The organism is Arcobacter sp. F155 (genome assembly GCF_004116455.1).
Classification (GTDB): domain Bacteria; phylum Campylobacterota; class Campylobacteria; order Campylobacterales; family Arcobacteraceae; genus Halarcobacter.
The window spans coordinates 58,175-82,780 of the sequence record NZ_PDJU01000009.1 but is presented as its reverse complement, the minus strand read 5'-3'; the positions used below and the strand labels follow the sequence as shown (position 1 = coordinate 82,780).

The following is a 24,606-nucleotide window of genomic DNA, read 5'->3' as shown; positions in this document are numbered from 1 at the left end:
GATGAAATTATTATGAAACTTTTATATAATTTATATACTAACCTAAAACTTTTTCTAAAGTGTATTTTAAATCTTCGTCTAAATCCATATTAGATTTCATCCAGTTTAAGTATCCTGGGTCTTCTTGAGCTACTTTTGCAATCTCTTTATTTTTGTATTTTCCAAATTTAAAAGATTTTATAAACACAGGAGTTTTCGTTAAATCTACTAGTTTTTCCATTGGGTTGTAGTCTGGATAGATTTCTCTACATTTTCCTACTAGTTTAGTTAAGAATAGTTTCATAACTAAAACATCACCAATTGCATCGTGAGCTTTGATTGTGATATTGTGTTTAGCCGCTTCTGCTTCTTCTACTTTATATAGTTCAAGGGCATATCTTAAATATTGTAATCTATGGTAAGGCATATCTGGGAATAGATGTTTAGCACATCTTAAAGTATCAATAATTTGATAGCTATTAATAAATCCTTCTTTTTCTATCATTCCCATATCAAAAGCAATATTGTGGGCAATTAAAAAGTTTTCATTACTGTTTAACTCTTCTAATCTTTTATAAAAAGTAGTTTCAGTAGCTTTTGGTTTTCCTTCAATTAAATCAGGAGTGATATTATGAACTTCCATTGCTTCAATTTTAATTTCAACATCTGAATAACAAAACTCATCATATGCTTCAATTTTACCTTTTTGGTCAACAATCATTGCTCCAAATTGGATTACTCTATCTTCTTCTTGGTTTCCTGTTGTTTCTGTATCAAATAGTACGTAGTGTGGCATTGTATTCCTTTAAATTGGTTCCCAATTTAAAGGGAACCGTTTTTCGTGTAAAGTTGTATAAATTATTATTGATTTAGATAATAAGCATACCATCACCATAAGAGTAAAATCTATATTTCTCTTTGATGGCTTCTTCATATATTTCTAGTGTTTTTTCTAAACCAACGAATGATGCAATAAGCATAATTAATGTTGACTTAGGAAGGTGGAAATTAGTTAGTAAATGATCAACTTTTATAGGTGTATTAGCCGGATTTAAAAATAAATCACATTCCCCTTGTATTTTGTTTGTTCTTGCATAATACTCAACTGTTCTTGTAACAGTAGTTCCTACAGCTAAAACCTTTTGTGCTTCATCTAAAGATTTTTTAGCATCAATTCCTATTTCAAAGTATTCACTATGCATAGGGTGAGATAAAATATCTTCACTATCAACTGGTTTAAATGTTCCAGCTCCAACATGAAGTGTTAGATAGTTTACATCATATTTATTATTGATTCTCTTTAATAGTTCTTCTGTAAAGTGTAAAGAAGCTGTTGGAGCAGCAACAGCACCATAGTTTTTAGCAAATAGAGTTTGATAATCTTTATTGTCTTTTTCTTCATCTTCTCTATTCATATAAGGAGGAAGAGGTAAATGACCTATTTCATTTAAAATTTCAACTAGTGTTAAAAAGTCAAGTTTTTTATCATCTTTTATAAAGTTTACAACTCTACTTCCATCATCATTTACTTCTAAAACTTCTGCTTGTAAGTTCATAGGGAAAAATAGTTTTGTTCCTACTTTAACCTTACCTCTAATCATTACTAAATATCTATCCATAAAAAGAGGTTTATTAAATAGTAGTTCAACTTTTCCACCTGACTCTTTTTCTCCAAAGATTCTTGCTTTTATAACTTTAGTATCATTTAAAAATACAGATAAATTATCAGGAAGTACATCCATTAAAGACTTAAAAGTTGTATGAGTTATTGTGTCAGTTTCTCTATTATAAACTAAAAGTTTTGCACTGTCTGCTGGGTAAACTGGCTTCGTAGCTATGAGTTCCTTTGGTAAATCATAATCATAGCTAGAAGTTTTAAGTGGGTCTAAATTACTCTTCATCATCTTCATCTATTGGTTGGTGTGGATTAAATATTTTTGCAATATATATTGAAACAATATAAAGGAAAATAAGTGGTCCAGCCATTAAGAATTGTGTAATAACATCTGGAGGAGTTAAAAGTGATGCAAAGATAAAAATTATTACAACTGCATATTTAAAGAAGTCTTTTAATGCTTTATCATCAACAAGTCCAATTTTTGCTAGGAAAAATGTAATTACAGGTAATTCAAATGCAACTCCAAAACCAAATAATAGTTTTGTAAAGAATCCAACATATTTACCAATACTTGGTAATACTGTAACAACAGCAGAACCAAAGTTAATAAGGAATTCAAAACCAAAAGGTACAACAACATAATATGCAAATGATGAACCTATTAAGAACATTAATGTTGCAAAAAATACAAAAGGTATAACTAGTTTTTTTTCATGCTCATAAAGACCAGGAGCTAAAAATAGCCACATTTGCCAGAAAATTACAGGTAATGAAACAATAAAACCTGCAAAAAATGCTACTTTAAGTGCTGTGAAGAATGTTTCTTGAATCTCTACTGCTACCATTTGAGAGTTTGGTGGAAGTACAGCTTCAACTGGAACCATCATCCATCCAAGGATTGGTTCATAAAAAAAGAAACAAGCAAAAAATGCAATACCAAGGGATAGTGCAGATACCATTAACCTTTTTCTAAGGTCAGCTATATGGGGCTTTAAATCATCAAGCATTATTTTTCTTCCTTAATTTCTTCGTCAAAATTTACTTTAAATTTATCACTATTTTCTTTTTTCTTTTTTTTCTTTGGCTCTTTTAATGAAACTTGTTCTTTAACTTCATCTTCTTTCGCCTCTTTTTTAGAATCTTCTTTTACTTTAGAAGGTTCATTATCATCACTTAAGATATTGTCTAAATCTAAATTCATATTTTCTTTTACATTTAGAGTATTTTTAGCGTCTTCAATTTGAGCTTTATATTTAGCAGCTTCTTCTTTCATCTCATTAATATTTAATTCGTTGTCAAGTGTAGATTTAGCATCTTCAATACCTGATTTAAATTTTTTGATAAACTTAGCTATTTCTACCATTGCAGTTGGTAGCTTATCGGGACCTAGAGCGATAATTGCAACTACGGCAATTAAAAATATTTCCATAAAACCCATTCCAAACATTTTGATACTCCATTATCTATTTAAAGGTGAAGATTTTACCTTATTTTTGATAAAATCTCTCTATTATTGATTAGAAATGATAAGGAAAATTTATGAAATTAATTTTTTTACTATTTGTAGGAATAGTACTATATTTTATTGCAAAAAATTACAAGACAGAGAAGTTTGAAAATATTAAGCTAAATGTCAAAGAAAAATTTACTGGTGATTTAATGAATCACGAAGCAGGTCTTTTAGTTGCATTGATGGCAAAAGTTGCAAAAGCTGATGGTGAAGTTTGTGAACTAGAAAAAGAGATGTTAAAGCATACTTTTAATGATATCTCAAGACATTTTGAAAATCAAGATGAGATAAAAGTAAAGTTACAAGATATATATACTAAAGAGCAAGAAAGCTTTGATAATACTATTGAAATTTGCGAAAAACTATATAAAATAACAAAAAATCACTACCAAAAAAGAGTTAAGATTATAGAATATCTATTAAATTTAGCATTTATAGATAAAGACTTTTCTCAAACTGAGTTTATGATTGCAGAAGATATTGCAAATGCTTTAAAGATAAAAAGAGCAGATTTTGAAAATCTAGTTAATACATTTGAAAACTTCTACAAACAACAAAAAGAGAGTCAAGCTATCTCTATAGATAAAGCATATACAGTTTTAGGTTCATCAGAAGAAGATGATAATAATACTTTAAAGAAAAACTATAGAAAACTTGTAAAAGAACATCATCCAGATATTGTAGCTGGAAGAGGTGAAAGTCAAAGTATTATTGATGAAGCAACAAGAAAACTTCAAGAGATAAATGAAGCATATGAAATGATAAAAAAACATAGAGGTATATAAGTGTTAAAAGATTTTGAATTAGATTATGAAGTTTGTAATTGTTTGAAAGTCTCTATAAATGATATTAAAAACTCAATTGAAAATAAAAATGTAAAGTCTTTAAGGGATTTACAAGAAGTTACAAAAGCAGGGACAGAGTGCAGACACTGTATTTTCCCTGAAGGTGACTTTGGAAAAATTAAAAAGAAAATTTATTGTAAAACTGTATTAAATGAGGTATTAAATGGCTAAAAGTTTTCCACACTCTTTTGAAGTATGTAAATGTAAACATGTTACTTTAGGAGAAGTAATTCATTCAATTAAAGAAAGAGATGCTAAAAGTATAGATGAAATAGGTAACTTAACAGATGCAGGTACATGTTGTAAATGTTGTCAAAGTAGCGAAAAAGACTTTGGAACTGAGAAGATGGAATTATATTTAGAAGAAATAGTAAATAAGTTTATAAAATAATGACAGAAGAAATAACAAAAGAAGAACTAATAAAAGATATTAAACTACTAATATCTACAGATGATGATGACAAAGTTGATATCAATCCTAACTTTTTAGAGTACTTTCAAATAGAAGAACTAGTTTCTATGAAAGAACAGTTAATTAAAAGAAAAAATAACATAAGAGAAGATACCTTTGATTATTTAGATGAAATTTATGAAAAAACAAAGGAAGATAATATATAATAATTATTATCAAAGGATTAAAGTTGATTGATTGGAATAATATAAAAAAACAATTACAGGAGTTCTTAAAAATAGAACTTGCTAAAACTGGATTAAATAGAGTTACTGTAGGACTTTCAGGTGGTTTAGATTCTGCTGTAGTTGCAGTACTTTGTAAAGAGATTTTCGGTGATAATATGAGTTGTGTTTTAATGCCTTCTCAATTTTCATCAAAAGAGAGTGTTGATGATGCTGTAGAACTTTGCGAAAAATTTAATATAAAATATGAAATAAAATCTATAGCTCCTATGGTAGAAGCATATATCCAAAATATGGATGAAGACAAGCTTAGAATAGGTAACTTTAGTGCAAGAATGAGAATGTCTGTTTTATATGATACTTCATCAAGGGACAAATCTATTGTAGTAGGAACATCAAATAAAAGTGAACTTTTACTTGGGTATGGAACTATTTTTGGTGATATTGCTTGTGCAATAAATCCAATTGGGGAAATGTACAAAAGTGATGAATTTGAGTTTGCAAAATTTCTTGGTGTAACAGATGCAATTATCAATAAAAAACCTAGTGCAGACCTTTGGGAAGGTCAAAGTGATGAAGAGGAGCTTGGTTACTCTTATGCACAAATGGATGAAGTACTTAAACTTTTAGTTGATGAAAATAAAACAAAAGAAGAATTACTTACTTTAGATTATGATGAAAAATTAATTGATTTATTAAACTATAGAATTAAAGCAAATGCATTTAAGGGTAAATTACCTGTAATAGCAAAAATTAAATGGAGTTAACAATGAGAGATATACCTTTTTACCAAACATCGATTGCTGAGGAAGAGTTAGACCAAGTTAAAGCTGTATTAGCACAAGATAAAGATACTAACAAAGTACTTGAGTTAGAAGATAATATTTCTAACTTCGTTGGTGCTAAGTATGCTGTTGCAACTTGTAATGCTACATCAGCTATTCACTTAGCTCTTAGTGCTATAAAGCTAAAAAGAGGTGATAAAATTTTAATGTCTGTTAACTCTTTTGTTAATGTACCTGAAGTTGTAAGACACTTTGATGCAGAGCCTATTTTTATTGATATAAATACAGAAGATATGAATATTGATGTAAATAAGTTTGAAAAAGCACTTGCTGAAAACAAAACTAAAAAACTAAGAGGTGCAATTATCACTTTTGTTGCAGGTCAAACTCCTGATTTAGATAGAATTTATGATATTGCCCAAGAGTATGGAATTATTCTTATTGAAGATGCAACATGTGCTTTAGGTGTAACATATAATGATGAAACAGTTGGAAGCTTAAGAGCTGATATGACAATCTTCTCTACAAACCCATCAAATGGTAAGTATTCAGAGAGTAGATCTGGGATGATTGTTACAAACAATGAAGAAATAGCAGAAAGAGCAAGACTTCTAAGAACTCACGCAATTACTACTACATATGATGATTTTGGAAACCTTGATTATATTTATGATGTAGTTGATATTGGACATAAATATGATATCTCTGAGTTAGATGCAGCTTTCTCTTTAGCTCAATTAAAAAAGACAAATAAGTTTATTAAAAGAAGAAAAGAGATTGCAAAAATCTATAAAGATAGACTTTCTGATATTAAACATGTAACTATTCCTCAACATAAAGATGAGCATATCTTTACTCACTTTATTATTAAGATTTCAAGAAACAGAGATGCCTTTGCAAGAGCATTAAAAGAAAGAGGTGTAGCAACTGGACTAAACTATATTCCTTTACATCTTTTATCTTATTATAAAAATAAGTATTCTATTAAGATTACTGCATTTAGTTCGGCATTAACTTCTTATCAACAAATTTTATCTATTCCTATGTATCCAGGATTAACTGATGATGAAGTTAACTATATTTGTGATCAAATCATTGAGATTGCAGCTGAGTGGATTTAATTTTTGAGACAAAAAATATTCCTATGGGTTGAAGATTATCTCTTCTTCCCAAATACCTTTCAACAAATAATATCTTTCTTTCTACTACCATTTACATTTCTTTATATGTTAATTATTGCTCTAAAAAGAGCAAGTGCAAAAGTAATTGAGTTTGGTATTCCTGTTGTTTCTATTGGGAATATTATTGTTGGAGGAAGTGGAAAAACACCATTTACTATTCACTTAGCTAAAAAATATGCTAATGTTTGTGTTGTCTTAAGAGGTTTTGGGCGAGAGTCTAAAGGTCTTTATGTTGTAGCAAACAAAGGCAAAATTCTAGAAGATGTAAAGACTAGTGGTGATGAAGCAATGCTACTAGCAAATAGATTAAGTGATGCAACAGTAATTGTAAGTGAAGATAGAAAAGAAGCTATTTTAAAGGCTAAAGAGTTAGGTTGTAAAGTAGTTTTTTTAGATGATGGTTTTTCAAAATACGATATTAAAAAGTTTGATATTTTAATAAGACCTAAAGAGGAACCTACAAACTTGTTTTGTCTTCCAAGTGGTGGATATAGAGAACCTAAAATGGCTTACTCTTATGCTGATTTAGAATTACAAGAGGGTAGGGACTTTAAAAGGGTTGTTTCTTTCTCAAAAGATGGTAAGTATGTTGATATTTTACCTATGAAACTACTTTTATTAACTGCTATTTCAAAACCAAAAAGACTTTTAGATTTTCTACCAGAAAATACAGTTATGGAAGCATTTGAAGATCATCATACTTTTACTCAAGATGATATTGATAAAATAAAAGCTGACTATAAAGATTATTCAATAGTTACTACTGAAAAAGATTTTGTAAAACTACAAAAATTTGATTTAGATGATATCTATTTAATGAACTTAGAACTTCAACTTGAAGATGAAAATAAATTAGAAACTATTGATAAGTATATAAATAGCTATAAGTAAAATTAGCTTGTATATTTAAGTAGTTCTTTTCTTAACTCTTTTTCATGCTCTTCTTCAACATAATCTTCTAAATAGTATTCAAAAGCACACTCTTTTGCTTTTAAGATAATATCTTCATCATCAGGAGATAGTTTAATAGCTTTTAAGTAGTATTTGTAAGCATAAGCACGATTTTCATCACTTAGATATAGGTTTGCTATTTTTAAAGCAGTGCTTGAAGTTTTATGTAGTTTAAAAGACTTCTTATAGTTTTTATAAGCTTCATCTCTTAATTTATAATCTCCAGTTTTTAGATATTTCTTAGCAAGTTTCTTATAAAGCTTACTATTATTCGGGTCTTCTTTTATCTCTATTTTTAACTGAATTATTTTTTCTAAAAGCTTCTCTTGTTTATTCATTTTCTCATCCAAATACTATTTAATAACTATTCTATTAATTAAATACTTTATTCTTATTTAAAGCAATAAATAATCAGTACTATTATGCTTTTGAGATATTTTGTATTTGTTCTTTTATTGCAGAGATTTTTTGATTTAACTCTACTATTTTTTCATTTATTTGATTTGCTTCATGGTCATTGTCTGTAAAGTTTAACTTTTTCATTAGTGATGCAACTTCACTTTCATATTCTCTTAGTTTTTTATATAGTTTTTGAAGTTGGGCAGCAGGATTGTTTGCTGCTTTGTAAGCTTTTTGTTTTGCATCTTCTGATATATCAAGGAAAACACTTTCCTCTTTTTTAGTGTAGTCAGTTTTATTCTCTTCTTTATTTTTACTTATTGTTTTTTCAAAGAGTTCTTTTCTTATTTCTAATCTTTTTTCTTTGTTTTTCTTTTGTAGTTCGTCTAAGTAGCTATTTTTAGTAGTATATGAAATTTTCATGTTAAGTCTTTAAATATAATATAAAAATGTATAATAATATTTAAATGATTAAAAAGATTTGAAATTTAGAATTTAAATTAACAACCAAGGAGAGGATTCCTTAGTTATTTTATGATGTGTCCTACAAATTTAGACATATTGTTTAGAATTTTTTCACCTCTTCTAAAACCTAGTCCAGATGCTTCATATGCATAGAATACTCCTGCTTGATAGTAGTTTCCATCTTCATCAGTAGGAAGTTCAACAAACTCTTGGTAAATAGCTTTATGACCTTCGTACTCACCGTCAGTTTCAACATCAATAGAACCATCTGCATTTATGATTTTTGTATTAGCACCTTCTCTTCCAAAACATCTTTTTTCAACTTGCTTTTTATTTTCTAAAGGCTCAAAAGATGTTTCAAGTAATAGTGGATGCTCTGGATATAAGTCCCAAAGTATTTTCATAAACCCTTTTGATTGGAACATTAAAGTATATGCAGGATTAAAGATAATTGCTTTTTTCTCTTTTATAATTTCAGTTAAAAGTAAAGCTAGTTCACTTTCGTCAATAGCAATATCTTCCCATGGGATAAGTTTAAACCAGAATTCAAAGTTTTCATCTTCTTTAAAAATACCATCATCACTAAAGTTAACTTTATCAATAAATTCAAAATCTGTATTAAATCCTGCTTCATTTGCTAAATGTTGAAGTAGTTTTGTTGTGTGTTCATCTTCTGGTAATCCAGAAACAGATGAAAATAAAATTTTCCATCCAAGTTTAGAGTAATACTCATCAAACTTTTCAATATCACTATCTAAAGTAATGATTCTTTTAAAGTTATCTTTTAATGCATCATATAGGTTATTGAACTGGCTAGCTTCATCAAGGTTATTTGCTTTTAGTTGAGCCCATTGAATAATAGCAGTTTCAAATAATGAAGTTGGAGTATCCGCATTAAACTCAATTAGTTTAATTGGCTTTCCATCAATTCCACCTGCTAAGTCAAATCTTGAATATAAGTGCCAATGAACATCACTTTCCCATGACTCTTTAATCATCTCAACAAGATTAAAAGGAATATTTAGTTCATGGAATAAATCATTTTCAATTACATATTCACCAGCTTCACAAAACATATCATAAAGCTCATTTGTGGCTTCATAATAAGCAGTTGCATCTTCTTCTGAAATCTCAACTATTTCATTTGCTATATATGAAGTATTATCTTCATCCGTATGCCATACAAAGCCAATTGACTCTAAATATTCACTTGTTAAAGGTTCTAGTTTTTGTAATTTCATTATCATCCACCAAATGATCTAGTAGAACCAAATGAACTTTTAGAACTACTTGAAGAAGATTTGCTTCCAAAGAAACCACTTTTCTTTGAAGAACTAGTTGTAGATTTTGAAGTATTTTTAAATGAACTTTGTGATCTACTATATGTTTGTGGAGATTTGTATTGAGCTTTTCTTTGGTTTTGATAGTTTTGATTATTAAATAGTTTATTTCCTAACCATGAACCAATCATAGCCCCAGCAATTGAAGAAAGTAAAACTCCTCCAAGTCCCATTCCACCATTTGACATTTCAGGGTTTGTTAAAGGTGATGTTCCTGCATCAATTTTTGCTTCTTCTTGTTTTACTAAGGCATCAATTTCTGCTTGAGAAAGAATTCTTTCACTACCATCTGGTTTTCTTAATACAATTGTAGTTTTTGATGATGGAAATTCATCAGCAATAGCATATTTCCCATCAGCTGATTCTTCAATGATTACAAAGGCGCCTTGTTTTTGTGAAGCATTTGTAAAAGCATCATTTTGACCTTGTTGTTGGTTATTATTAGAACCTGAATCAAAGCAACCAGTAAGTCCAGTAGCTAAAAAAGCTCCTAATCCACCAACAAGTGCGTAGTTAGATAGTTTTTTAATATGATTTTTTCTTTTTTCCAAGTTTAAGTCCTTTTATAAATATGTTTATAGTAATAAAAATTTGATTATGGTACTAAAATTATGCTATATCTTTAATGAGTTGAACTTTATCTATCAAAAAATATTCACAAATACTTATATATAATTTTTTCTTCTTTCTTTTAAAATTAAAAATATTAGAAAATTTATTTAAAAAATATAATTATAAAACTAATTGTAACTTTTGTAAGCAATGAATAAAAAATATACAGGTGTTTATTTTTGATTTAGCTTTTATTTAGGTCTTTATGCTATCTTATGGATAGTTAATACTTTGAAAGTCAAAATAATATTTTTATTTAAAAAAGTTTAAAAATATATTACATATCTAATTATTCAACATAAACTATACTTATATAAAATTTATAAATATTACATCAATAATTTCTTACAAAATGTAATATTCATCAATTTTATATGTAAGAAAATCAATTTATAAAGGATATATGTGCCATACGTAAAAGAAGTTTTTAATTATTTAAAAAGAACAAGTCCTTCTCAATCAGAGTTTTATCAAGCAGCAGAAGAGGTTCTAGAATCACTTAGACCTTTAATGCAAAAACACCCAGAATACAGAGATCACAAAATTATTGAAAGAATAGTTGAACCTGAAAGACAAATCTTTTTTAGGATAAACTGGGTTGATGACCATGGTGAAATTCAAGTAAACAAAGGTTTTAGAATAGAGTTTAACTCTGCATTAGGACCATATAAAGGCGGGATAAGGTTTCATCCAAGCGTTAATGCTGGAGTAATTAAGTTCTTAGGTTTTGAACAAATTTTTAAAAATGCTCTTACGGGACTACAAATTGGTGGTGGAAAAGGCGGAAGTGATTTTGACCCTAAAGGAAAATCTAATAATGAAATCATGAGATTCTGCCAAGCCTTTATGACGGAACTTTATAGGCATATTGGACCAAATACTGATGTTCCAGCAGGTGATATTGGTGTTGGTGCTAGAGAAATTGGATATATGTTTGGAATGTATAAAAAGCTAGTAAATAGATATGAAGGTGTATTTACTGGGAAGTCTTTAAACTGGGGTGGTTCTTTAGGAAGAACACAAGCAACAGGATATGGGTCTGTTTATTTTGCAAAATATATGCTTGAAGCTAGAAATGAAACTTTAGAAGGTAAGAAGTGTGTAGTTTCAGGAAGTGGAAATGTAGCAATTTATACAATTGAAAAACTTCATCATCTTGGTGCAATCCCTATTACATGTAGTGATTCAAAGGGAATGATTATTGATGAAGAGGGAATTGATTTAGAGCTTTTAAAAGAGTTAAAAGAAGTAAAAAGAGAAAGACTTACTGAGTATGTTAAGCATAGACCAAATGCTAAGTATATTCCAGTAGAAGAGTATGAAGCAGGAACAAATGGTGTTTATAGTGTGCCTTGTTTTGCAGCTTTCCCTAGTGCAACTCAAAATGAACTAAATTTAAAAGATGCACAAAATTTACTTAAAAATGGTTGTGAATGTGTGAGTGAAGGAGCAAATATGCCTTCAACTCCAGAGGCAGTTGAATTATTTGTAGAGAAAAAAATCTCTTATGGTCCAGGAAAAGCTGCGAATGCAGGAGGAGTTGCAACAAGTCAACTTGAAATGGCTCAAAATGCTTCAATGGTAAAATGGACTTTTGAAGAAGTTGATGCTAAACTATCACAAATAATGAAAGACATCTTTGATACAGCAACAGAAGCTGCATCTGAGTTTGGCGAGCCTACAAACTTAGTACTAGGTGCTAATATTGCAGGCTTTAAAAAAGTAGCAGACGCTATGATTGAACAAGGTTTAGTTTAATAGTTTATCTTATAGAAGGAGTTTTTTATGAAAGGTTTTGAAAATATTGTTGTAGGTTTAGATATCTCTAAACATAGTACTTATGTACTACAAAAAGCTTTTACTTTAGCAAAGGAGAATAGCTCAAAAGTTACTATTGTTCATGCTATTGATAAAGGTTGGTTTAGTGAGTTGTTTTCTGCTTCAAATTTTGAAGAGCTAAAAAGTCATGCAATAACAACTATTAAAGAGCAGCTTAGTCATGTTGATACAAAAGAAGTTGAGTATGATATTTTAATTGACAAAGATAGTGGTTCTGAGCTTGTTGTTAAAACTGCAAAAGAGTTAAATGCATATTTAATCATAATTGGTGCAAATGAAAAAGACCATGATGAAGTTGCTGTTTTAGGTTCAACTGCCCATAAGATAGCTCAAAATGGCAGAGTACCAATGATTATTGTAAAAAACCCTTGTGAAGGTGATTATAAAAATATTGTTGCATTTACTGATTTATCAGAAACTTCTTTTAAAAGTTTAGTTTTTGCAAAAGAGCTATTAAATCAAGAGAGAATTAAAACTGTTTATACTTATAAACAAATGGGTGAAATAGCACTTAAATATTATAATGAAGATAAGAATAAGCAAAAAATCCAACAAGGTATTAAAGAGAAAGAGAATGCTAAATTTGGAAACTTCATTAAAGAGTATGATTTAAAAGATACTGAGATAGTTGAAAGTAATCTTGGTGTAAATAGTGGACTTGTAAACTATGTTAAATCAAATAATAATGATCTGGTAGTTTTAGGTTCAAATGGAGTTAGTAATCCTAACTCATTTGTATTTGGGTCTACAACTTCATTTTTAATGGAAAACCTAAAAAGTGATTTACTAATTTATGTACCTAAAAAATAAAGATAGAGTTAAACTCTATCTTTATTCCCTTTTTAAACCTTTTCTCATAGCTTCAATAGTGTTTTCATCTGCTTTTGTATTTGTAAAGTATTCAAAGGCTAAAACACCTTGATAAAGAAGCATATCTTCCCCGTCTTTGATTTCGCAATTATTTTCTTTAGCAAGAGCTAAAAAAGGTGTTATTTTCCCATATACACAATCAAAAGCAAAAGAAGCATTTTTTAGAATTGGTTCTAAAATCTCTTTATCACAAGGAAGGTATTCATCTTTTAATCCTGCACTTGTAGAGTTAACAACTAAATCATAGGTTTTAGGCTCAAAGTTATCCCAAGAGTATGAAGTGATATCTTCATTTTTAAAAAACTCTAATTTTTCTTGGCTTCTATTTAAAACTGTTACATCAATACCTTTCTCTTGTAAGGCTAGGGCGATAGCTTTTGCAGTTCCTCCAGCTCCTAAAAGTAGTACATTTTTAACTTCTCCAAAAGACTCAATTGCTTTTAAAAAACCTGGTGCATCTGTATTGTATGCTATAACTTTTCCATTTTCATTTATGTATGTATTTACTGCATGAATTTTCTTTGCGATTCCTCTAACTTCATCGGCATTCTTAAAAGCAAACTCCTTATGGGGAACAGTGATGTTTGCTCCTAAATAGTTTTCATCTAAAAATACTTTTTTTATAGTATCTCCATCTTCAAGGTGATGTTTTTTATAGATACCATTAAAATTTAATTCTTCTAAACCTGCATTTTGCATTTGCGGTGATTTTGAATGCTCTACAGGGTTTCCAAAAATAGCAAATGTTTTTTTATTTTCACTCATAAATATCCTTTGTTATGGGGATTTTAGCAAAAGTCCTATTAGAATAGATTAAAGTTTAATCTTCAAATAGTAAAATAGGCAAATAATACATAGCAGGAAAAATAATGAAAAATATTAACTATTTTTTTACAAATAAAGATGATGGAAATATTGCATACCATGTTGGTGATAAAAAAGAGAATGTAGATAAAAATAGAGAAGAATTATCAAAAAAATATAGTTTTGATTTAGAAAAACTTATTTACATGAATCAAGTTCATGGTAACAATGTTCAAGTAGTTGATGAAAATTCACCACGATTAATAGAAGATTGTGATGGATTAATTACAAATACTAAAGATTTAACTTTAATGGTTATGGTTGCTGATTGTATTCCTATTATTTTTATGGACAAAAAGAAAGGAGTTACTGCAGCAGTTCATGCAGGAAGAAACTCTACTTTTCAAAAGATTGCACAAATTACAGCAAGTAAAATGATAGATAAATTTTTATGTAAGCCTTCTGATATAGAAGTTATTATGGGACCATCTATTGGTAAATGTTGTTATGAAGTAAATGATGAGCTTAAAAATATAGTTAAAACTAGTTTTGGTGAAGAGTTTATAAAAGGTAACAATATTGATTTACAAGGTATAAATACTATGTTACTAAATGATATAGGAGTAGTAAATATAAGTATAGCTAATACATGTACTAAGTGCTCAAATGAACCATATTTCTCTTATCGAGTGGATAAAAAGTGTGGTAGGTTTGCAGGTCTAGTTACCATCAAATAGACAATTGTGTAAGAATTATGTAAATATCATGTCAAAATCATGTATCTTAAACTTAAATTAAAGTTTATAAGCAGAAATTATAATAAATTGAAAAAAATTAAGTTTCGATTGGTTACAATTACACTCTAAATTATATATAAAGGTTATGAAAATGAGTGTAAAAGTAACTAAGACAGAAGCATTAGACTATCACAGAGGACCCAACCCAGGGAAGGTTGCAATCTCTACAACTACAGAACTAACAACACAAAGGGACTTATCTTTAGCATATTCTCCAGGAGTAGCTTATCCTTGTGAAGAAATACAAAAAGAGCCAGAGTTAGCATACGAGTATACTTCAAAAAGAAATCTTGTAGCAGTAATTTCAAATGGTACAGCTGTACTAGGACTAGGTGACATTGGTGCACTAGCTTCTAAGCCAGTAATGGAAGGTAAAGCTGTACTATTTAAAAAGTTTGCTGCTGTTGATTCTTTTGATATTGAAATCGATGCAACAGATGTAGATAAATTTTGTGAGGCAGTAAAAGCAATCTCTCCTACATTTGGAGGAATCAATCTTGAAGATATTAAAGCACCAGAGTGTTTTGAAATCGAAAAAAGATTAATTGAGGAATTAAATATTCCTGTAATGCATGATGACCAACATGGTACGGCAATTATTACAAGTGCAGCACTACTAAATGCAAGTGAAATGATGAACAAAAAAGTAGAAGAGATGAAAGTTGTTGTTGTAGGAGCTGGTGCTTCAGCAATTGCTTGTTCTACTATGTATAAAGAATTAGGTGTAAAAAACTTAATTATGTGTGACTCTAAAGGAGTTATTCATAAAGAAAGAACTGATTTAAATAAATATAAAAAAGCATTTATGGCTGAAACTGCAATGACTATTGAAGAAGCATTTACAGATGCTGATATGGTTTTAGGATTATCAAGACCTGGAACATTTACAAAAGAACATATTGCTTTAATGAGTGAAGAACCAATTGTATTTACATTAGCAAATCCTACTCCTGAGCTTTTCCCTGAAGAGGTTAAAGAAGTTAAGCCAAAAGCAATTGTTGGTACAGGTAGAAGTGATTTCCCAAATCAAGTAAACAATGTACTTGGTTTCCCATTTATTTTTAGAGGTGCATTAGATGTACAAACTAGAAAAATAAATATGACTATGAAAATGGCAGCAGCTAAAGCAATTGCTGATTTAGCAAAAGAACCATTAACTGATGACCTTAAAAAAGAGTTTGGTGATTTAACTTATGGTAGAGAGTATATTATTCCTGTACCATTTGATAAAAGACTATTTATTGAGGTTTCAAGTGCTGTTGCAAATGCCGCTGTAGAAACTGGTGTTGCAAGAGTTAAAGAATTTGATTTAGAAGCTTATAAAACTAACTTATCTAAAATGATTTAAATCTTTATTTTGGTATTATTCCTCTCTTAAAATAAATTGGAATTAAGGGTTTCTTTAGAAGAGTATTCTTTTAAAGAAACCTAATAATAGGAACAAAATGAAAGATTACATACTTTTAATTAATACTCATGACTCTAAGGGACTTGTATACAATGTCTCTAAAATCCTTTTTGCAAATAACTTAAACATAGAAACAAATGCTGAATTTGTTGATAAAGATACAAATAAATTTTTTATGAGAACAGTTATTTCAGGAGATGTAAATAGAGATTTACTTTTAAAAGAGTTAACTGAGGCACTACCTGAAAACTCAATAATCAAATTAAATCAGAAATCTAAAAAAGATATCGTAATTTTAGCTACAAAAGAGTCTCACGTTTTAGGAGACTTACTTATTAGATATATTGATGGTGAACTTGATGCAAATATCAAAGCTGTAATTGCTAACCATGAGTATTTAAAAGATTTAGTAGAGAAGTTTGATATTCCATTTCACTGTATTAGTGCAGAAGATATGGATAGAGAGGCTCATGAAGACTTAGTAATTGAACAAATCAAAGAGTATAATCCAGAACTAATTGTACTTGCAAAATATATGAGAATTTTAACACCTAAGTTTGTTAATAGTTTCCCTCAACAAGTATTAAATATTCACCATTCTTTCTTACCTGCGTTTATTGGAGCAAATCCATATAAACAAGCACATCATAGAGGTGTAAAAATTATTGGAGCTACAGCACATTATGTTACTGATGATTTAGATGAAGGTCCAATTATTTTCCAAGATGTTGTAAATGTTGACCACTCTTACTCTTGGCAAGATATGAGAAGAGCAGGTAGAAATGTAGAAAAGATTGTATTATCAAATGCTTTACAGCTTCTTTTAGAAGATAGAGTATTTGTTTATGAAAATAAAACGGTGGTTTTATAATGTTTAATATAGTACTTCATGAACCAAGAATTCCAGGAAATGTTGGAACAATAGGAAGACTTGCTTTTGCTCTTAATTGTAAACTTCATCTTATAAAACCTTATGGTTTTGGTGAAATTACTGAAAAAGAAGTAAGAAGAGCAGGGCTTGATTATTGGTTTGATTTAGAAGTTTATGAGTATGAAAATATTGAGGCTTTCTGGGCAAAACACCCTTTAAATGAAAGACATTTTTTTGCTACAACTAAAACTGATAATCTGTATTTTGAAGCAGACTACGAAGAAAATGACTTTTTCTATTTTGGAAGAGAAGATGCAGGACTTCCAGAAGAGATTTTAAATAAAAATAAAGAGGGTTGTATTACAATTCCAATGACAAATGATGCAAGAAGTTTAAATATTGCAAACTCTGTATCTATTGTTGCTTATGAAGCATTAAGACAAAACTTTAAAGAGCTTAAAAAGAATTTTTCTTAAGCTTCTTTATAAGCTTTTTTACAGCCTTTAATTTTTTGTCTAACTCTTTCTTCTCTTCACAATCATCACATTTTTGAATTTTTTTCTTTAGAGTTTTTCTTTTTTCAAAGAGTTTTTCCTTTAATTCTTCAATCTCTTTTTTATTCTCTTTTATCTCTTTATTGTCCCATTCTAAAACAGTTTCTAAAGAGTCTATTATCTTACTTAACTTCATCTTCTTCTCCTAGCTCTCTTAGTTTATTATCTCTAATAAATAGAGTATTAGCAATAGTTAAAAGGTTTGAACAAATAGTATATGCATTTGATGTGTCATTGATAACAGATGTAGCCATTTTAGAAGTGATTTTTTCTTCTTTTATTAAAGAATCAATTCTTCCATTATGAATAACATCAAGGTTTTGAAGTCTTTCTTTATCTACTTGAATTTGTGTAGAAACTTCTAACTCATCAGTTACACTATCACTTTCAAACTCTTTTTTTAATTGGTTTACTTCAAATATAAAAGTAACTATCTCTTCTTTTATAAATCTGTATTCTTCTTTAATGTGTTCATTTTTACTATTTAGATAGAAGTTAATATTTTTTTGAATATCTCTTGTATCTTTTAGTGTTTGTATAATTATACTTGAGATTTGTTTCAGATCTGTTACATATTTACTTTGCTCTTTAGTCATATTTTGTTGAGAGATAAGAGCATATTCAATAATATCACTATATAAAGATTTTAGCTCTTTTTGATAGATATCATCTAAGTTTGTATCTATTTTAGTATATTGATTTACTACTTTTTTAATATCATCTTTAGTATTTAATTGACTTGTATGAACTGAAAGAGCATGTAAGATAGCTTTTTGAGCATTATCATAAAGTCTTATAGTCTCTTTTTGAATAGAAACCATAGCATTATATGGAATTTTTACATTGGCTTCAGCAAGATATAGAGGTTTTGAGCTTTTTTGATACTTATCAGTAATAAACTTTTCTGCAAGCTTAACAATATAGTTAATAAATGGGAATAATGCAATAATTCCAAGTAGATTAAAGATAGTATGAAATAGTGCTAACTTCATTGTATAGTTATCTTGTGCAATTCCAAGTAATGGTGAAAGTATTTCAACTAAATCTCTTAGTGTATATATTAAAACTACAGCAATTAAGCCTGTTGAGATATTGAAAATAAAGTGTGCAAAGGCAAGTCTTTTACCATTTTCATTGGATGTTAGTGAACCTAAAACAGCAGTAACTGTTGTACCAACATTTGCTCCAATCGCAAGTGCTAAGGCATCTATATATAAAATATTTGCCCCTGCTAAAGCTGTAATAATAATAGCCATAGTAGCAGAACTTGATTGAATAACTACAGTTGATACTGCTCCAATTAAAATGTAAATAAAGATACCTAAATATCCACCTACAGAATAAGCTGCTAAGTCAATAGAATCTTTTAAAGTATCAAAACCTTCTTTCATGTATGAAATACCTAGGAAGATAAATCCAAGTCCTAAAAGAATATTTCCCAATCCTACATATGTATTGTTTTTCGAGAACCTAAACATAACACCAAAGATAATCATAGGCATAGCATAAACAGATATTTTAAGTTTTAACCCAAATGATGAAACAATCCAAGCAGTTGTAGTACTACCAAGATTTGCACCAAAGATTATAGCGATACCTTTTGCTAAACTTATTAATTCAACTGATAAGAAAGAGATTACGATTACAGAAATTAATGAAGAACTTTGTACTATAGAAGTTGTAATAAAACCTGTAGTTAAAGCTCTTACTTTTGTACTAGTAAATTTTTCTAAGATTTTTTCTAATGTTCCACCGGAAAATAGTTTAAAACCATCTTCCATAAAGTGCATACCAATTAGGAAAATAGCAATACCAGAAAGTATGATTTTGATATTATCTTCTGAAATAACATAAAATGCTGTAATAAGCACTAATAGTATAATTAACGTTTTTTTAACCATTAGGTATTATAATATATTTTTTTATAAAAATAAAGATTTAGGATTATTTTTTGATAAAGATTTTGATTTTAGAAGATGATGAGCTTTTTTTAGAGACCCTAGAGGACTTCCTATGTGATGAGGGTTTTGCAGTAAAATGTGCAAAAGATGGGGAAGAGGTTTTAGACTACTGTTTTGAAGAAAAATATGATTTATATTTACTTGATATAAATGTTCCAAAAATTAGTGGAATAGATTTATTAAAAAGACTTAGAGAAGCCAATGATACAACACCTACAATATATTTAACTTCTCATAAAGATAAAGATATGCTAACAAAAGGCTTTTTAAGTGGTTGTGATGATTATTTAAAGAAACCTGTTGATTTAGATGAGTTATTACTTAGAATAAACTCTTTGTTAAAAAGAAGTGGAAAATTTAAAGAACAAATAGAATTAATTGATGATTTAGTATTTGATGTAAAAAATAGAAGACTATTAAAAGCCCAAGAGGATTTAAATCTTACAAGTAAAGTTATTGACTTATTAGAGCTATTTTTAGAACAAAAAGAAGCAATAGTTACAAAAGAGATGATTATAAATAGACTTTGGTCATATAATGAAGACTATAGTGAAGGTTCTATTCGTGTTTATATAAATAGTTTAAAAAAGATATTTGGAAAAGATTCAATAAAGAACTTAAAAGGAATAGGGTACAAATTTGAACTTTAAAAAAAGAAATTTTCTTATAACAAACTCTATTGTAATAGTATTTGTACTTTTATTGTCTTTATTTTTAAATTACTATCTAACATCAATATTTGGGTTTAATCAAAATACTTTTTTATTAATAACTATTAGCGTACTAATTTTTGGACTTATTTTATATCTACTACTTAGCAAATCTATTTTTGAGCCACTTTTTAAAAGTGATGAAAATCTACAAAAAACAGTAAAAGAAACTTTGCATGAACTTAATATTCCGATTTCTACTATTAACTTAAATACTCAAATGTTAGAAAAGAAAATTAGCGATGAAAAGGCTTTAAAAAGATTAGAAAGAATTAAAAAAGCTTCAAATGAATTACTAAAGTTATATGAAAATATGGAATATCAAATCAAAAAAGAAATTGATAAAATCGATATCACAGAGTTTAGTTTAAAAGAGCAAATCAACAATAGTTTAGAAAAATTTTCTGATGTTAAAAGAGATATTAATATTGAAGTTGATTTAAAAAGTGATGTATTATTAAAAAGTGATATAAATGGTTTTGAAAAAACTATAGATAATCTTTTATCAAATGCTTTAAAATATAACTTAGAAAAAGATGGAGTTGTTAAAGTTTCATTTGAGGATACAAAACTAATCTTTTTTAATACTGGAAAAGAGATTGATACAAAGAACTTATTTATTATTTTTGAAAAATATTTTCAAGAAAATAGTGATAAAGAAGGTTTTGGGTTAGGTCTTTCTATGGTAAAAGAGTTTTGTGATAAAAACCTTATTTCTATTAAAATAGAACCTACAAAAAATGGTAATAAATTTATTCTAGATTTAAAGAATATAATATCAAAAAAGTAAAATTTAACATTTATTTAACATTTATTTAATGATTAATTAACACATCTAATTTATTATTCTTATAAAAAATTAAGGATAAGAATGAAAATTAGATTATCGCTATTTACTTCAATTTTATTAGGTACTTCACTTTTAGCAAATCAAACAGTAGAGTTAGAAAAAGTATCTGTAACAGCTACAAAAGTTGCAACTGCATCAAAGAATGTATCTCAATCAATTGCAATTGTTGATGAAAAAGAAATCCAAGATAAAAATATTTTAAATATTCAAGAGGCTATTGGGCATATTCCAGGTATTCAAGCTGAGTCTTCAAGTAATTCACAAAATCCAAGGTTAATCATAAGAGGGGCTGGTCTTAAAGCAAGATATGGAGTAAGAGAAATCATGGTTATGAAAGATGGTGTTCCTATGACTGATCCTGATTCATTTACTAGATTTGATTATATTGATATGCAAGATGTAGAGGCAATTGAGGTTCAAAAAGGACCAGGTTCTATTAATGCTTCAAATACAACAGGTGGAGTTATTCAGCTAATTACTAAGTCTGTATTTAAAGAAGATAAAAATAGTATAAAAATAGGTGCAGGAAACGATAATCAAAGAAATACTAATTTTAAATATAGAACAGCTATTGATGATTCTAATTTTATGTCTTTTTCTTTTTCTTCAAGAAAAAATGATAATGATTGGAGAGAAAACAATGATTTTGATTCTACACAAGGAAGTTTAAAATATGGACATATTTTTGATGATGAATCAACATTAGAAACAGAACTTGCATACACTGAATCAAATGTAAACCTTCCTTCTTCTATGACTTTAGAAGAGTTTCAAGAGTTTAAAGCAAGTGGAACACAAGAAGATACTAGCAGCCAATGGCAACATAGTGCGAGAGATTCTAAAATCTTATCTTTAAATGCTAAGTATGAAAAAGAAATAGGAAATATTACATATAAACCAAGATTTTATTATAACAAATGGGAGCATTTTCACCCTGTAACTGGAATGATAAATGATAGTGATGATAATCAAGTTTATGGTACAGATTTAGAACTTAACTTCAATCATTCTCTTTTTTCAAATGATGCTATGTTAGTAGCAGGGGTTACTGCTAAAAGAGATATTACAAAAGACTCAAAAAAATATACTTATGAAGATTATAGCACTATAACAGAAATGGGTTGGATGGGACCTGTGACAAAAATTGAGCAGACTTTATCAAAAGATAAAGGTGATTTAGCTTCTACTGAAGATAGTGATACAAAGCTTTATGGTATCTATTTAATGGAGACATTTAAACCAATAGAAGATTTAGCTATTGATATTAGTGCTAGAGTTGATAAATTAAAGTTTGATATTTCTGGAAATGAATTAATTAGATATGACTATAGTAAATCAAATTATGATACTGGAAAAGGTGAATACTCTTTACAAAAAGATTTCACTTTGTCTTCTGCAAAATTAGGCTTAAACTATAGATTAACAGATTTCACAAATATTTATACTTCTATTGCAAAAGCAAATCAAGCACCAACAGGAAGTGAGTTAGAAAGTGCTAGTGATGATGGAATTGATTTAGAAAAAACAAATAGTATTAACTATGAAATAGGGTTAAAATCAAGAACAAATACATATGCTTATGATATGGCTTTATATCAAAATAATGTAGAAGATGAAATCATTCAAGTAAAAAATGCAAATGGACAGACTGTTTATAGTAATGCCGGTGAAACAAAAAAGATTGGTTTTGAAGTAAGTGGTATTTACAATATCAATAAATATCTATCTTTTGGTGCAAACTATGCTTATAGTAAATTCAAATTTAAAACTTTCGAAGAACAAGTAAGAGGTGTGTCTGAGTCAAGGGATGGAAATGTTTTACCATATATCCCAAAACACCAATATTCATTATTTACAACTCTTAATTTAGACAATGGTTTAAAAGCAAGATTAAGTACTAAAACTTGGGGAAGTTATTATATGGATAATGCAAATACTCAAAAATATGAAGGCTATAAATTTGTAACAGACCTAATGGTAGGTTATGAGAAAAAAGATCATTCAATCCAGTTAAATATCAAGAACTTAACAAACAAATATTATGCAATGGAAGCTAGTAAAGATGTTTATGGAAATGAAACGTATAAAGCAGCAGCTCCAAGAAGTTTCATGTTAACTTATGCTTATAAATTTTAGGAATAATAAATGGTAGATAAAATCAATAGAGATAAAAATGATATCTATGGTATGCTAGTTTTAGGGTTTTTATTTAAAAACCCTAAGTTCTTACTTACTTTAAAACTATCAGTTTTTGCACTATTTTTATATGCAATGACTTATGGTTTTATAAATACTAGTTCTGAAAATATGGTTACTAAAGGGGTTTTCTGGAATCTATTTTGGCCATTTTTTATGGTTATAACTTTAGGAACATTAGGAAGAGTATTCTGTGGAATTTGTCCCCATGGTTTTATGGGGAAATATATCACAAAGTTTGGATTAAATAAAAAAATGCCAAAGTTTTTAGCTAATCCTTTTATAGGTCTTTTAGTTCTATTTTTTACTTGGTGGTTAGTATATTATATGTACCCATCTTTTTATAAAACACCAATAGCAACTGCTTTAGTTTTTTTAGTTTTAACTATTATTGCAATGATTAGCTTCTTTGTTTTTGAAAAGATGTCTTATTGTAAATCTTTTTGTCCTATTGGAGCTGTTACAAATGCTTTTTCTAAAGTAGGTTTTACAAAGCTAGAAACATATAAAGATGCTTGTAGTTCATGTAAAACTTTTGATTGTGCAAAGGCTTGTTCTTATGATTTAAAACCATTTACTTTTCAAAAGAAAAACTCAATGGCTGATTGTACTTTATGTATGGATTGTAGTAGTTCTTGTGAAGCAGTTGCTTTTAAAGTTACAAAACCTTCATCTTCTTTACTTAAAAAATTTAAGCCAAGAAAATCAGATGTTTGGGCATTGATTCTTTTAACTGGTGCTATTTCTATTACAATGGGCTTTCATCATGCTTTAGGAAGAAGTGCAATTGTTGAAGAGTTTATTTGGAGTAAAACAGCAAGATATTTTGAGAGTTTTATTAACTTTGGAACTATTGATACAATAGGTCTATTTGCTTTTTCTTATGCAATTGCTTTTGTACTAATGGCAAGTGTAGGAGGAATGTTTATTGCTTCAAAGATTTTAAAAGTTGACTATGAAAAAACTTTTTATACTTTAGGTTATGCTTTTGCTCCTTTATTTATCATTGGTGGATTATCTCATGTTGTTGAGTTTTTCTTTTTACATTATGCTTCAAATATAGTAAATGGCTTTATTCAAGCCTTTTCTTTAAATTTTAATTATATGGAACCACTTGCTATAAGAAGGGACTCTTGGCTACATATATTCAAAATGTTTAATCATCTTGCATATATTTGGGCATTTATTATTATGATTGCTAGAATCAAACTTCTAGACTCGACAAAACTTAGAAAAGTACTTGCATATCCTTTTGCTTCAGCACTTATAATTTTTTATATGGGGTTAAATTTTTACACAGGTTATGTATTTAAAACATATGGAGCTCAAAAAAGAGGAGGGCACAATCATATGCAACATCAAAAGCAAACAAACAATCACTCTTCTTTAAATATTGTGATAATAAAACAAGAAAACAAGGGATAG

At 28.5% G+C, this 24,606-nt stretch carries 28 protein-coding genes; 17 read left to right on the top strand and 11 right to left on the bottom strand.

What is annotated here, in order from left to right; translation table 11 throughout:
• Window positions 1–37: 37 nt before the first annotated feature.
• From CRV03_RS10430 to tatB, 4 genes are all read right to left on the bottom strand, one after another.
• A complete protein-coding gene (locus tag CRV03_RS10430) occupies window positions 38–775 on the bottom strand; it encodes a 3'-5' exonuclease (RefSeq protein ID WP_129085079.1) in 738 nt (245 codons plus the stop codon).
• 73 nt (window positions 776–848) lie between these two features.
• Window positions 849–1,883, bottom strand: a complete 1,035-nt coding sequence (queA, locus tag CRV03_RS10425) for a tRNA preQ1(34) S-adenosylmethionine ribosyltransferase-isomerase QueA (protein WP_129085078.1) — start codon at window positions 1,881–1,883, stop codon at window positions 849–851.
• A complete protein-coding gene (tatC, locus tag CRV03_RS10420) occupies window positions 1,870–2,604 on the bottom strand; it encodes a twin-arginine translocase subunit TatC (protein WP_129085077.1) in 735 nt (244 codons plus the stop codon). The genes queA and tatC overlap by 14 nt, the downstream gene beginning before the upstream one ends.
• The gene (tatB, locus tag CRV03_RS10415; RefSeq protein WP_129085076.1) at window positions 2,604–3,044 is read right to left on the bottom strand and encodes a Sec-independent protein translocase protein TatB; all 441 of its coding nucleotides are present in this window, start codon (window positions 3,042–3,044) and stop codon (window positions 2,604–2,606) included. The genes tatC and tatB overlap by 1 nt, the downstream gene beginning before the upstream one ends.
• A 92-nt stretch (window positions 3,045–3,136) precedes the next feature.
• Between tatB and CRV03_RS10410 the strand changes: the two genes are divergently transcribed.
• The 7 genes from CRV03_RS10410 to CRV03_RS10380 are packed head-to-tail and all read left to right on the top strand — an operon-like array spanning window position 3,137 to window position 7,445.
• Window positions 3,137–3,892: a TerB family tellurite resistance protein gene (locus tag CRV03_RS10410; protein ID WP_129085075.1), complete on the top strand. Its 756-nt coding sequence runs from the start codon at window positions 3,137–3,139 to the stop codon at window positions 3,890–3,892.
• Window positions 3,893–4,123: a bacterioferritin-associated ferredoxin gene (locus tag CRV03_RS10405; protein WP_129085074.1), complete on the top strand. Its 231-nt coding sequence runs from the start codon at window positions 3,893–3,895 to the stop codon at window positions 4,121–4,123. It abuts the gene before it with no gap.
• Window positions 4,116–4,343 (top strand): bacterioferritin-associated ferredoxin, encoded by a 228-nt coding sequence (locus CRV03_RS10400; protein WP_129085073.1) that lies wholly within the window; start codon window positions 4,116–4,118, stop codon window positions 4,341–4,343. Before CRV03_RS10405 ends, CRV03_RS10400 begins: the two co-directional genes overlap by 8 nt.
• Complete coding sequence (locus CRV03_RS10395; RefSeq protein WP_129085072.1) at window positions 4,343–4,570, top strand: hypothetical protein; 228 nt, start codon at window positions 4,343–4,345, stop codon at window positions 4,568–4,570. Before CRV03_RS10400 ends, CRV03_RS10395 begins: the two co-directional genes overlap by 1 nt.
• 23 nt (window positions 4,571–4,593) lie before the next feature.
• Window positions 4,594–5,355: an NAD+ synthase gene (locus CRV03_RS10390; RefSeq protein ID WP_129085071.1), complete on the top strand. Its 762-nt coding sequence runs from the start codon at window positions 4,594–4,596 to the stop codon at window positions 5,353–5,355.
• Window positions 5,356–5,357: 2 nt separating this feature from the next.
• Window positions 5,358–6,494: a DegT/DnrJ/EryC1/StrS aminotransferase family protein gene (locus tag CRV03_RS10385; protein WP_129085070.1), complete on the top strand. Its 1,137-nt coding sequence runs from the start codon at window positions 5,358–5,360 to the stop codon at window positions 6,492–6,494.
• A gap of 3 nt (window positions 6,495–6,497) precedes the next feature.
• The gene (locus tag CRV03_RS10380) at window positions 6,498–7,445 is read left to right on the top strand and encodes a tetraacyldisaccharide 4'-kinase (protein WP_129085069.1); all 948 of its coding nucleotides are present in this window, start codon (window positions 6,498–6,500) and stop codon (window positions 7,443–7,445) included.
• Window positions 7,446–7,447: 2 nt separating this feature from the next.
• On the opposite strand, the gene CRV03_RS10375 is transcribed toward CRV03_RS10380, so the two are convergent.
• The 4 genes from CRV03_RS10375 to CRV03_RS10360 all read right to left on the bottom strand — a co-directional run bounded on the left by CRV03_RS10375 (window position 7,448) and on the right by CRV03_RS10360 (window position 10,260).
• Entirely contained in the window at window positions 7,448–7,843 is a 396-nt protein-coding gene (locus CRV03_RS10375; protein ID WP_129085068.1) for a hypothetical protein, read from the bottom strand.
• 82 nt (window positions 7,844–7,925) lie between these two features.
• Complete coding sequence (locus tag CRV03_RS10370; RefSeq protein WP_129085067.1) at window positions 7,926–8,327, bottom strand: hypothetical protein; 402 nt, start codon at window positions 8,325–8,327, stop codon at window positions 7,926–7,928.
• Between the two features lie 104 nt (window positions 8,328–8,431).
• Window positions 8,432–9,610 (bottom strand): glutathionylspermidine synthase family protein, encoded by a 1,179-nt coding sequence (locus CRV03_RS10365; protein ID WP_129085066.1) that lies wholly within the window; start codon window positions 9,608–9,610, stop codon window positions 8,432–8,434.
• 2 nt (window positions 9,611–9,612) lie between these two features.
• On the bottom strand, window positions 9,613–10,260 hold the full coding sequence (locus CRV03_RS10360; RefSeq protein ID WP_129085065.1) for a UPF0323 family lipoprotein: 648 nt from the start codon (window positions 10,258–10,260) through the stop codon (window positions 9,613–9,615).
• Between the two features lie 466 nt (window positions 10,261–10,726).
• Between CRV03_RS10360 and gdhA the strand changes: the two genes are divergently transcribed.
• Window positions 10,727–12,079 (top strand): NADP-specific glutamate dehydrogenase, encoded by a 1,353-nt coding sequence (gene gdhA, locus CRV03_RS10355; RefSeq protein ID WP_129085064.1) that lies wholly within the window; start codon window positions 10,727–10,729, stop codon window positions 12,077–12,079.
• Window positions 12,080–12,106: 27 nt separating this feature from the next.
• On the top strand, window positions 12,107–12,970 hold the full coding sequence (locus tag CRV03_RS10350; protein ID WP_129085063.1) for a universal stress protein: 864 nt from the start codon (window positions 12,107–12,109) through the stop codon (window positions 12,968–12,970).
• 21 nt (window positions 12,971–12,991) lie between these two features.
• Here CRV03_RS10350 and CRV03_RS10345 read toward each other — a convergent pair whose 3' ends face one another.
• On the bottom strand, window positions 12,992–13,795 hold the full coding sequence (locus CRV03_RS10345; protein ID WP_129085062.1) for a shikimate dehydrogenase: 804 nt from the start codon (window positions 13,793–13,795) through the stop codon (window positions 12,992–12,994).
• A 104-nt stretch (window positions 13,796–13,899) separates the two neighbouring features.
• On the opposite strand from CRV03_RS10345, the gene pgeF reads away from it, so the two are divergent.
• The 4 genes from pgeF to CRV03_RS10325 all read left to right on the top strand — a co-directional run bounded on the left by pgeF (window position 13,900) and on the right by CRV03_RS10325 (window position 17,386).
• The gene (pgeF, locus tag CRV03_RS10340) at window positions 13,900–14,571 is read left to right on the top strand and encodes a peptidoglycan editing factor PgeF (protein ID WP_129085061.1); all 672 of its coding nucleotides are present in this window, start codon (window positions 13,900–13,902) and stop codon (window positions 14,569–14,571) included.
• Between the two features lie 151 nt (window positions 14,572–14,722).
• A complete protein-coding gene (locus CRV03_RS10335; protein ID WP_129085060.1) occupies window positions 14,723–15,979 on the top strand; it encodes a malic enzyme-like NAD(P)-binding protein in 1,257 nt (418 codons plus the stop codon).
• A 97-nt stretch (window positions 15,980–16,076) separates the two neighbouring features.
• Window positions 16,077–16,910 (top strand): formyltetrahydrofolate deformylase, encoded by an 834-nt coding sequence (gene purU, locus CRV03_RS10330; protein ID WP_129085059.1) that lies wholly within the window; start codon window positions 16,077–16,079, stop codon window positions 16,908–16,910.
• On the top strand, window positions 16,910–17,386 hold the full coding sequence (locus CRV03_RS10325) for a tRNA (cytidine(34)-2'-O)-methyltransferase (RefSeq protein WP_129085058.1): 477 nt from the start codon (window positions 16,910–16,912) through the stop codon (window positions 17,384–17,386). Before purU ends, CRV03_RS10325 begins: the two co-directional genes overlap by 1 nt.
• On the opposite strand, the gene CRV03_RS10320 is transcribed toward CRV03_RS10325, so the two are convergent.
• Together CRV03_RS10320 and CRV03_RS10315 are read right to left on the bottom strand one after the other, a co-directional pair.
• Window positions 17,367–17,600, bottom strand: a complete 234-nt coding sequence (locus CRV03_RS10320) for a hypothetical protein (RefSeq protein ID WP_129085057.1) — start codon at window positions 17,598–17,600, stop codon at window positions 17,367–17,369. The two genes, CRV03_RS10325 and CRV03_RS10320, sit on opposite strands and share 20 nt — an antisense overlap.
• On the bottom strand, window positions 17,587–19,365 hold the full coding sequence (locus CRV03_RS10315) for a Na/Pi cotransporter family protein (protein ID WP_129085056.1): 1,779 nt from the start codon (window positions 19,363–19,365) through the stop codon (window positions 17,587–17,589). The genes CRV03_RS10320 and CRV03_RS10315 overlap by 14 nt, the downstream gene beginning before the upstream one ends.
• A 50-nt stretch (window positions 19,366–19,415) precedes the next feature.
• Between CRV03_RS10315 and CRV03_RS10310 the strand changes: the two genes are divergently transcribed.
• From CRV03_RS10310 to CRV03_RS10295, 4 genes are all read left to right on the top strand, one after another.
• Entirely contained in the window at window positions 19,416–20,075 is a 660-nt protein-coding gene (locus tag CRV03_RS10310) for a response regulator transcription factor (RefSeq protein ID WP_129085055.1), read from the top strand.
• Window positions 20,065–20,925, top strand: a complete 861-nt coding sequence (locus CRV03_RS10305; RefSeq protein WP_129085054.1) for a HAMP domain-containing sensor histidine kinase — start codon at window positions 20,065–20,067, stop codon at window positions 20,923–20,925. The genes CRV03_RS10310 and CRV03_RS10305 overlap by 11 nt, the downstream gene beginning before the upstream one ends.
• Before the next feature lie 81 nt (window positions 20,926–21,006).
• Window positions 21,007–23,121 carry a TonB-dependent receptor gene (locus tag CRV03_RS10300; protein ID WP_129085053.1) on the top strand — a complete coding sequence of 705 codons (2,115 nt, stop codon included), beginning with the start codon at window positions 21,007–21,009 and terminating at the stop codon, window positions 23,119–23,121.
• A gap of 9 nt (window positions 23,122–23,130) precedes the next feature.
• On the top strand, window positions 23,131–24,606 hold the full coding sequence (locus tag CRV03_RS10295) for a 4Fe-4S binding protein (RefSeq protein ID WP_129085052.1): 1,476 nt from the start codon (window positions 23,131–23,133) through the stop codon (window positions 24,604–24,606).

What these genes read in the sequence shown, in the direction of transcription:
- CRV03_RS10430 (WP_129085079.1), bottom strand. Translation starts at nt 775, where the DNA reads ATGCCACACTACGTACTATTTGATACAGAAACAACAGGAAACCAAGAA.
- queA (WP_129085078.1), bottom strand. Translation starts at nt 1,883, where the DNA reads ATGATGAAGAGTAATTTAGACCCACTTAAAACTTCTAGCTATGATTAT.
- tatC (WP_129085077.1), bottom strand. Translation starts at nt 2,604, where the DNA reads ATGCTTGATGATTTAAAGCCCCATATAGCTGACCTTAGAAAAAGGTTA.
- tatB (WP_129085076.1), bottom strand. Translation starts at nt 3,044, where the DNA reads ATGTTTGGAATGGGTTTTATGGAAATATTTTTAATTGCCGTAGTTGCA.
- CRV03_RS10410 (WP_129085075.1), top strand. Translation starts at nt 3,137, where the DNA reads ATGAAATTAATTTTTTTACTATTTGTAGGAATAGTACTATATTTTATT.
- CRV03_RS10400 (WP_129085073.1), top strand. Translation starts at nt 4,116, where the DNA reads ATGGCTAAAAGTTTTCCACACTCTTTTGAAGTATGTAAATGTAAACAT.
- CRV03_RS10395 (WP_129085072.1), top strand. Translation starts at nt 4,343, where the DNA reads ATGACAGAAGAAATAACAAAAGAAGAACTAATAAAAGATATTAAACTA.
- CRV03_RS10385 (WP_129085070.1), top strand. Translation starts at nt 5,358, where the DNA reads ATGAGAGATATACCTTTTTACCAAACATCGATTGCTGAGGAAGAGTTA.
- CRV03_RS10375 (WP_129085068.1), bottom strand. Translation starts at nt 7,843, where the DNA reads ATGAATAAACAAGAGAAGCTTTTAGAAAAAATAATTCAGTTAAAAATA.
- CRV03_RS10370 (WP_129085067.1), bottom strand. Translation starts at nt 8,327, where the DNA reads ATGAAAATTTCATATACTACTAAAAATAGCTACTTAGACGAACTACAA.
- CRV03_RS10365 (WP_129085066.1), bottom strand. Translation starts at nt 9,610, where the DNA reads ATGAAATTACAAAAACTAGAACCTTTAACAAGTGAATATTTAGAGTCA.
- CRV03_RS10350 (WP_129085063.1), top strand. Translation starts at nt 12,107, where the DNA reads ATGAAAGGTTTTGAAAATATTGTTGTAGGTTTAGATATCTCTAAACAT.
- CRV03_RS10345 (WP_129085062.1), bottom strand. Translation starts at nt 13,795, where the DNA reads ATGAGTGAAAATAAAAAAACATTTGCTATTTTTGGAAACCCTGTAGAG.
- pgeF (WP_129085061.1), top strand. Translation starts at nt 13,900, where the DNA reads ATGAAAAATATTAACTATTTTTTTACAAATAAAGATGATGGAAATATT.
- CRV03_RS10335 (WP_129085060.1), top strand. Translation starts at nt 14,723, where the DNA reads ATGAGTGTAAAAGTAACTAAGACAGAAGCATTAGACTATCACAGAGGA.
- purU (WP_129085059.1), top strand. Translation starts at nt 16,077, where the DNA reads ATGAAAGATTACATACTTTTAATTAATACTCATGACTCTAAGGGACTT.
- CRV03_RS10325 (WP_129085058.1), top strand. Translation starts at nt 16,910, where the DNA reads ATGTTTAATATAGTACTTCATGAACCAAGAATTCCAGGAAATGTTGGA.
- CRV03_RS10320 (WP_129085057.1), bottom strand. Translation starts at nt 17,600, where the DNA reads ATGAAGTTAAGTAAGATAATAGACTCTTTAGAAACTGTTTTAGAATGG.
- CRV03_RS10315 (WP_129085056.1), bottom strand. Translation starts at nt 19,365, where the DNA reads ATGGTTAAAAAAACGTTAATTATACTATTAGTGCTTATTACAGCATTT.
- CRV03_RS10300 (WP_129085053.1), top strand. Translation starts at nt 21,007, where the DNA reads ATGAAAATTAGATTATCGCTATTTACTTCAATTTTATTAGGTACTTCA.
- CRV03_RS10295 (WP_129085052.1), top strand. Translation starts at nt 23,131, where the DNA reads ATGGTAGATAAAATCAATAGAGATAAAAATGATATCTATGGTATGCTA.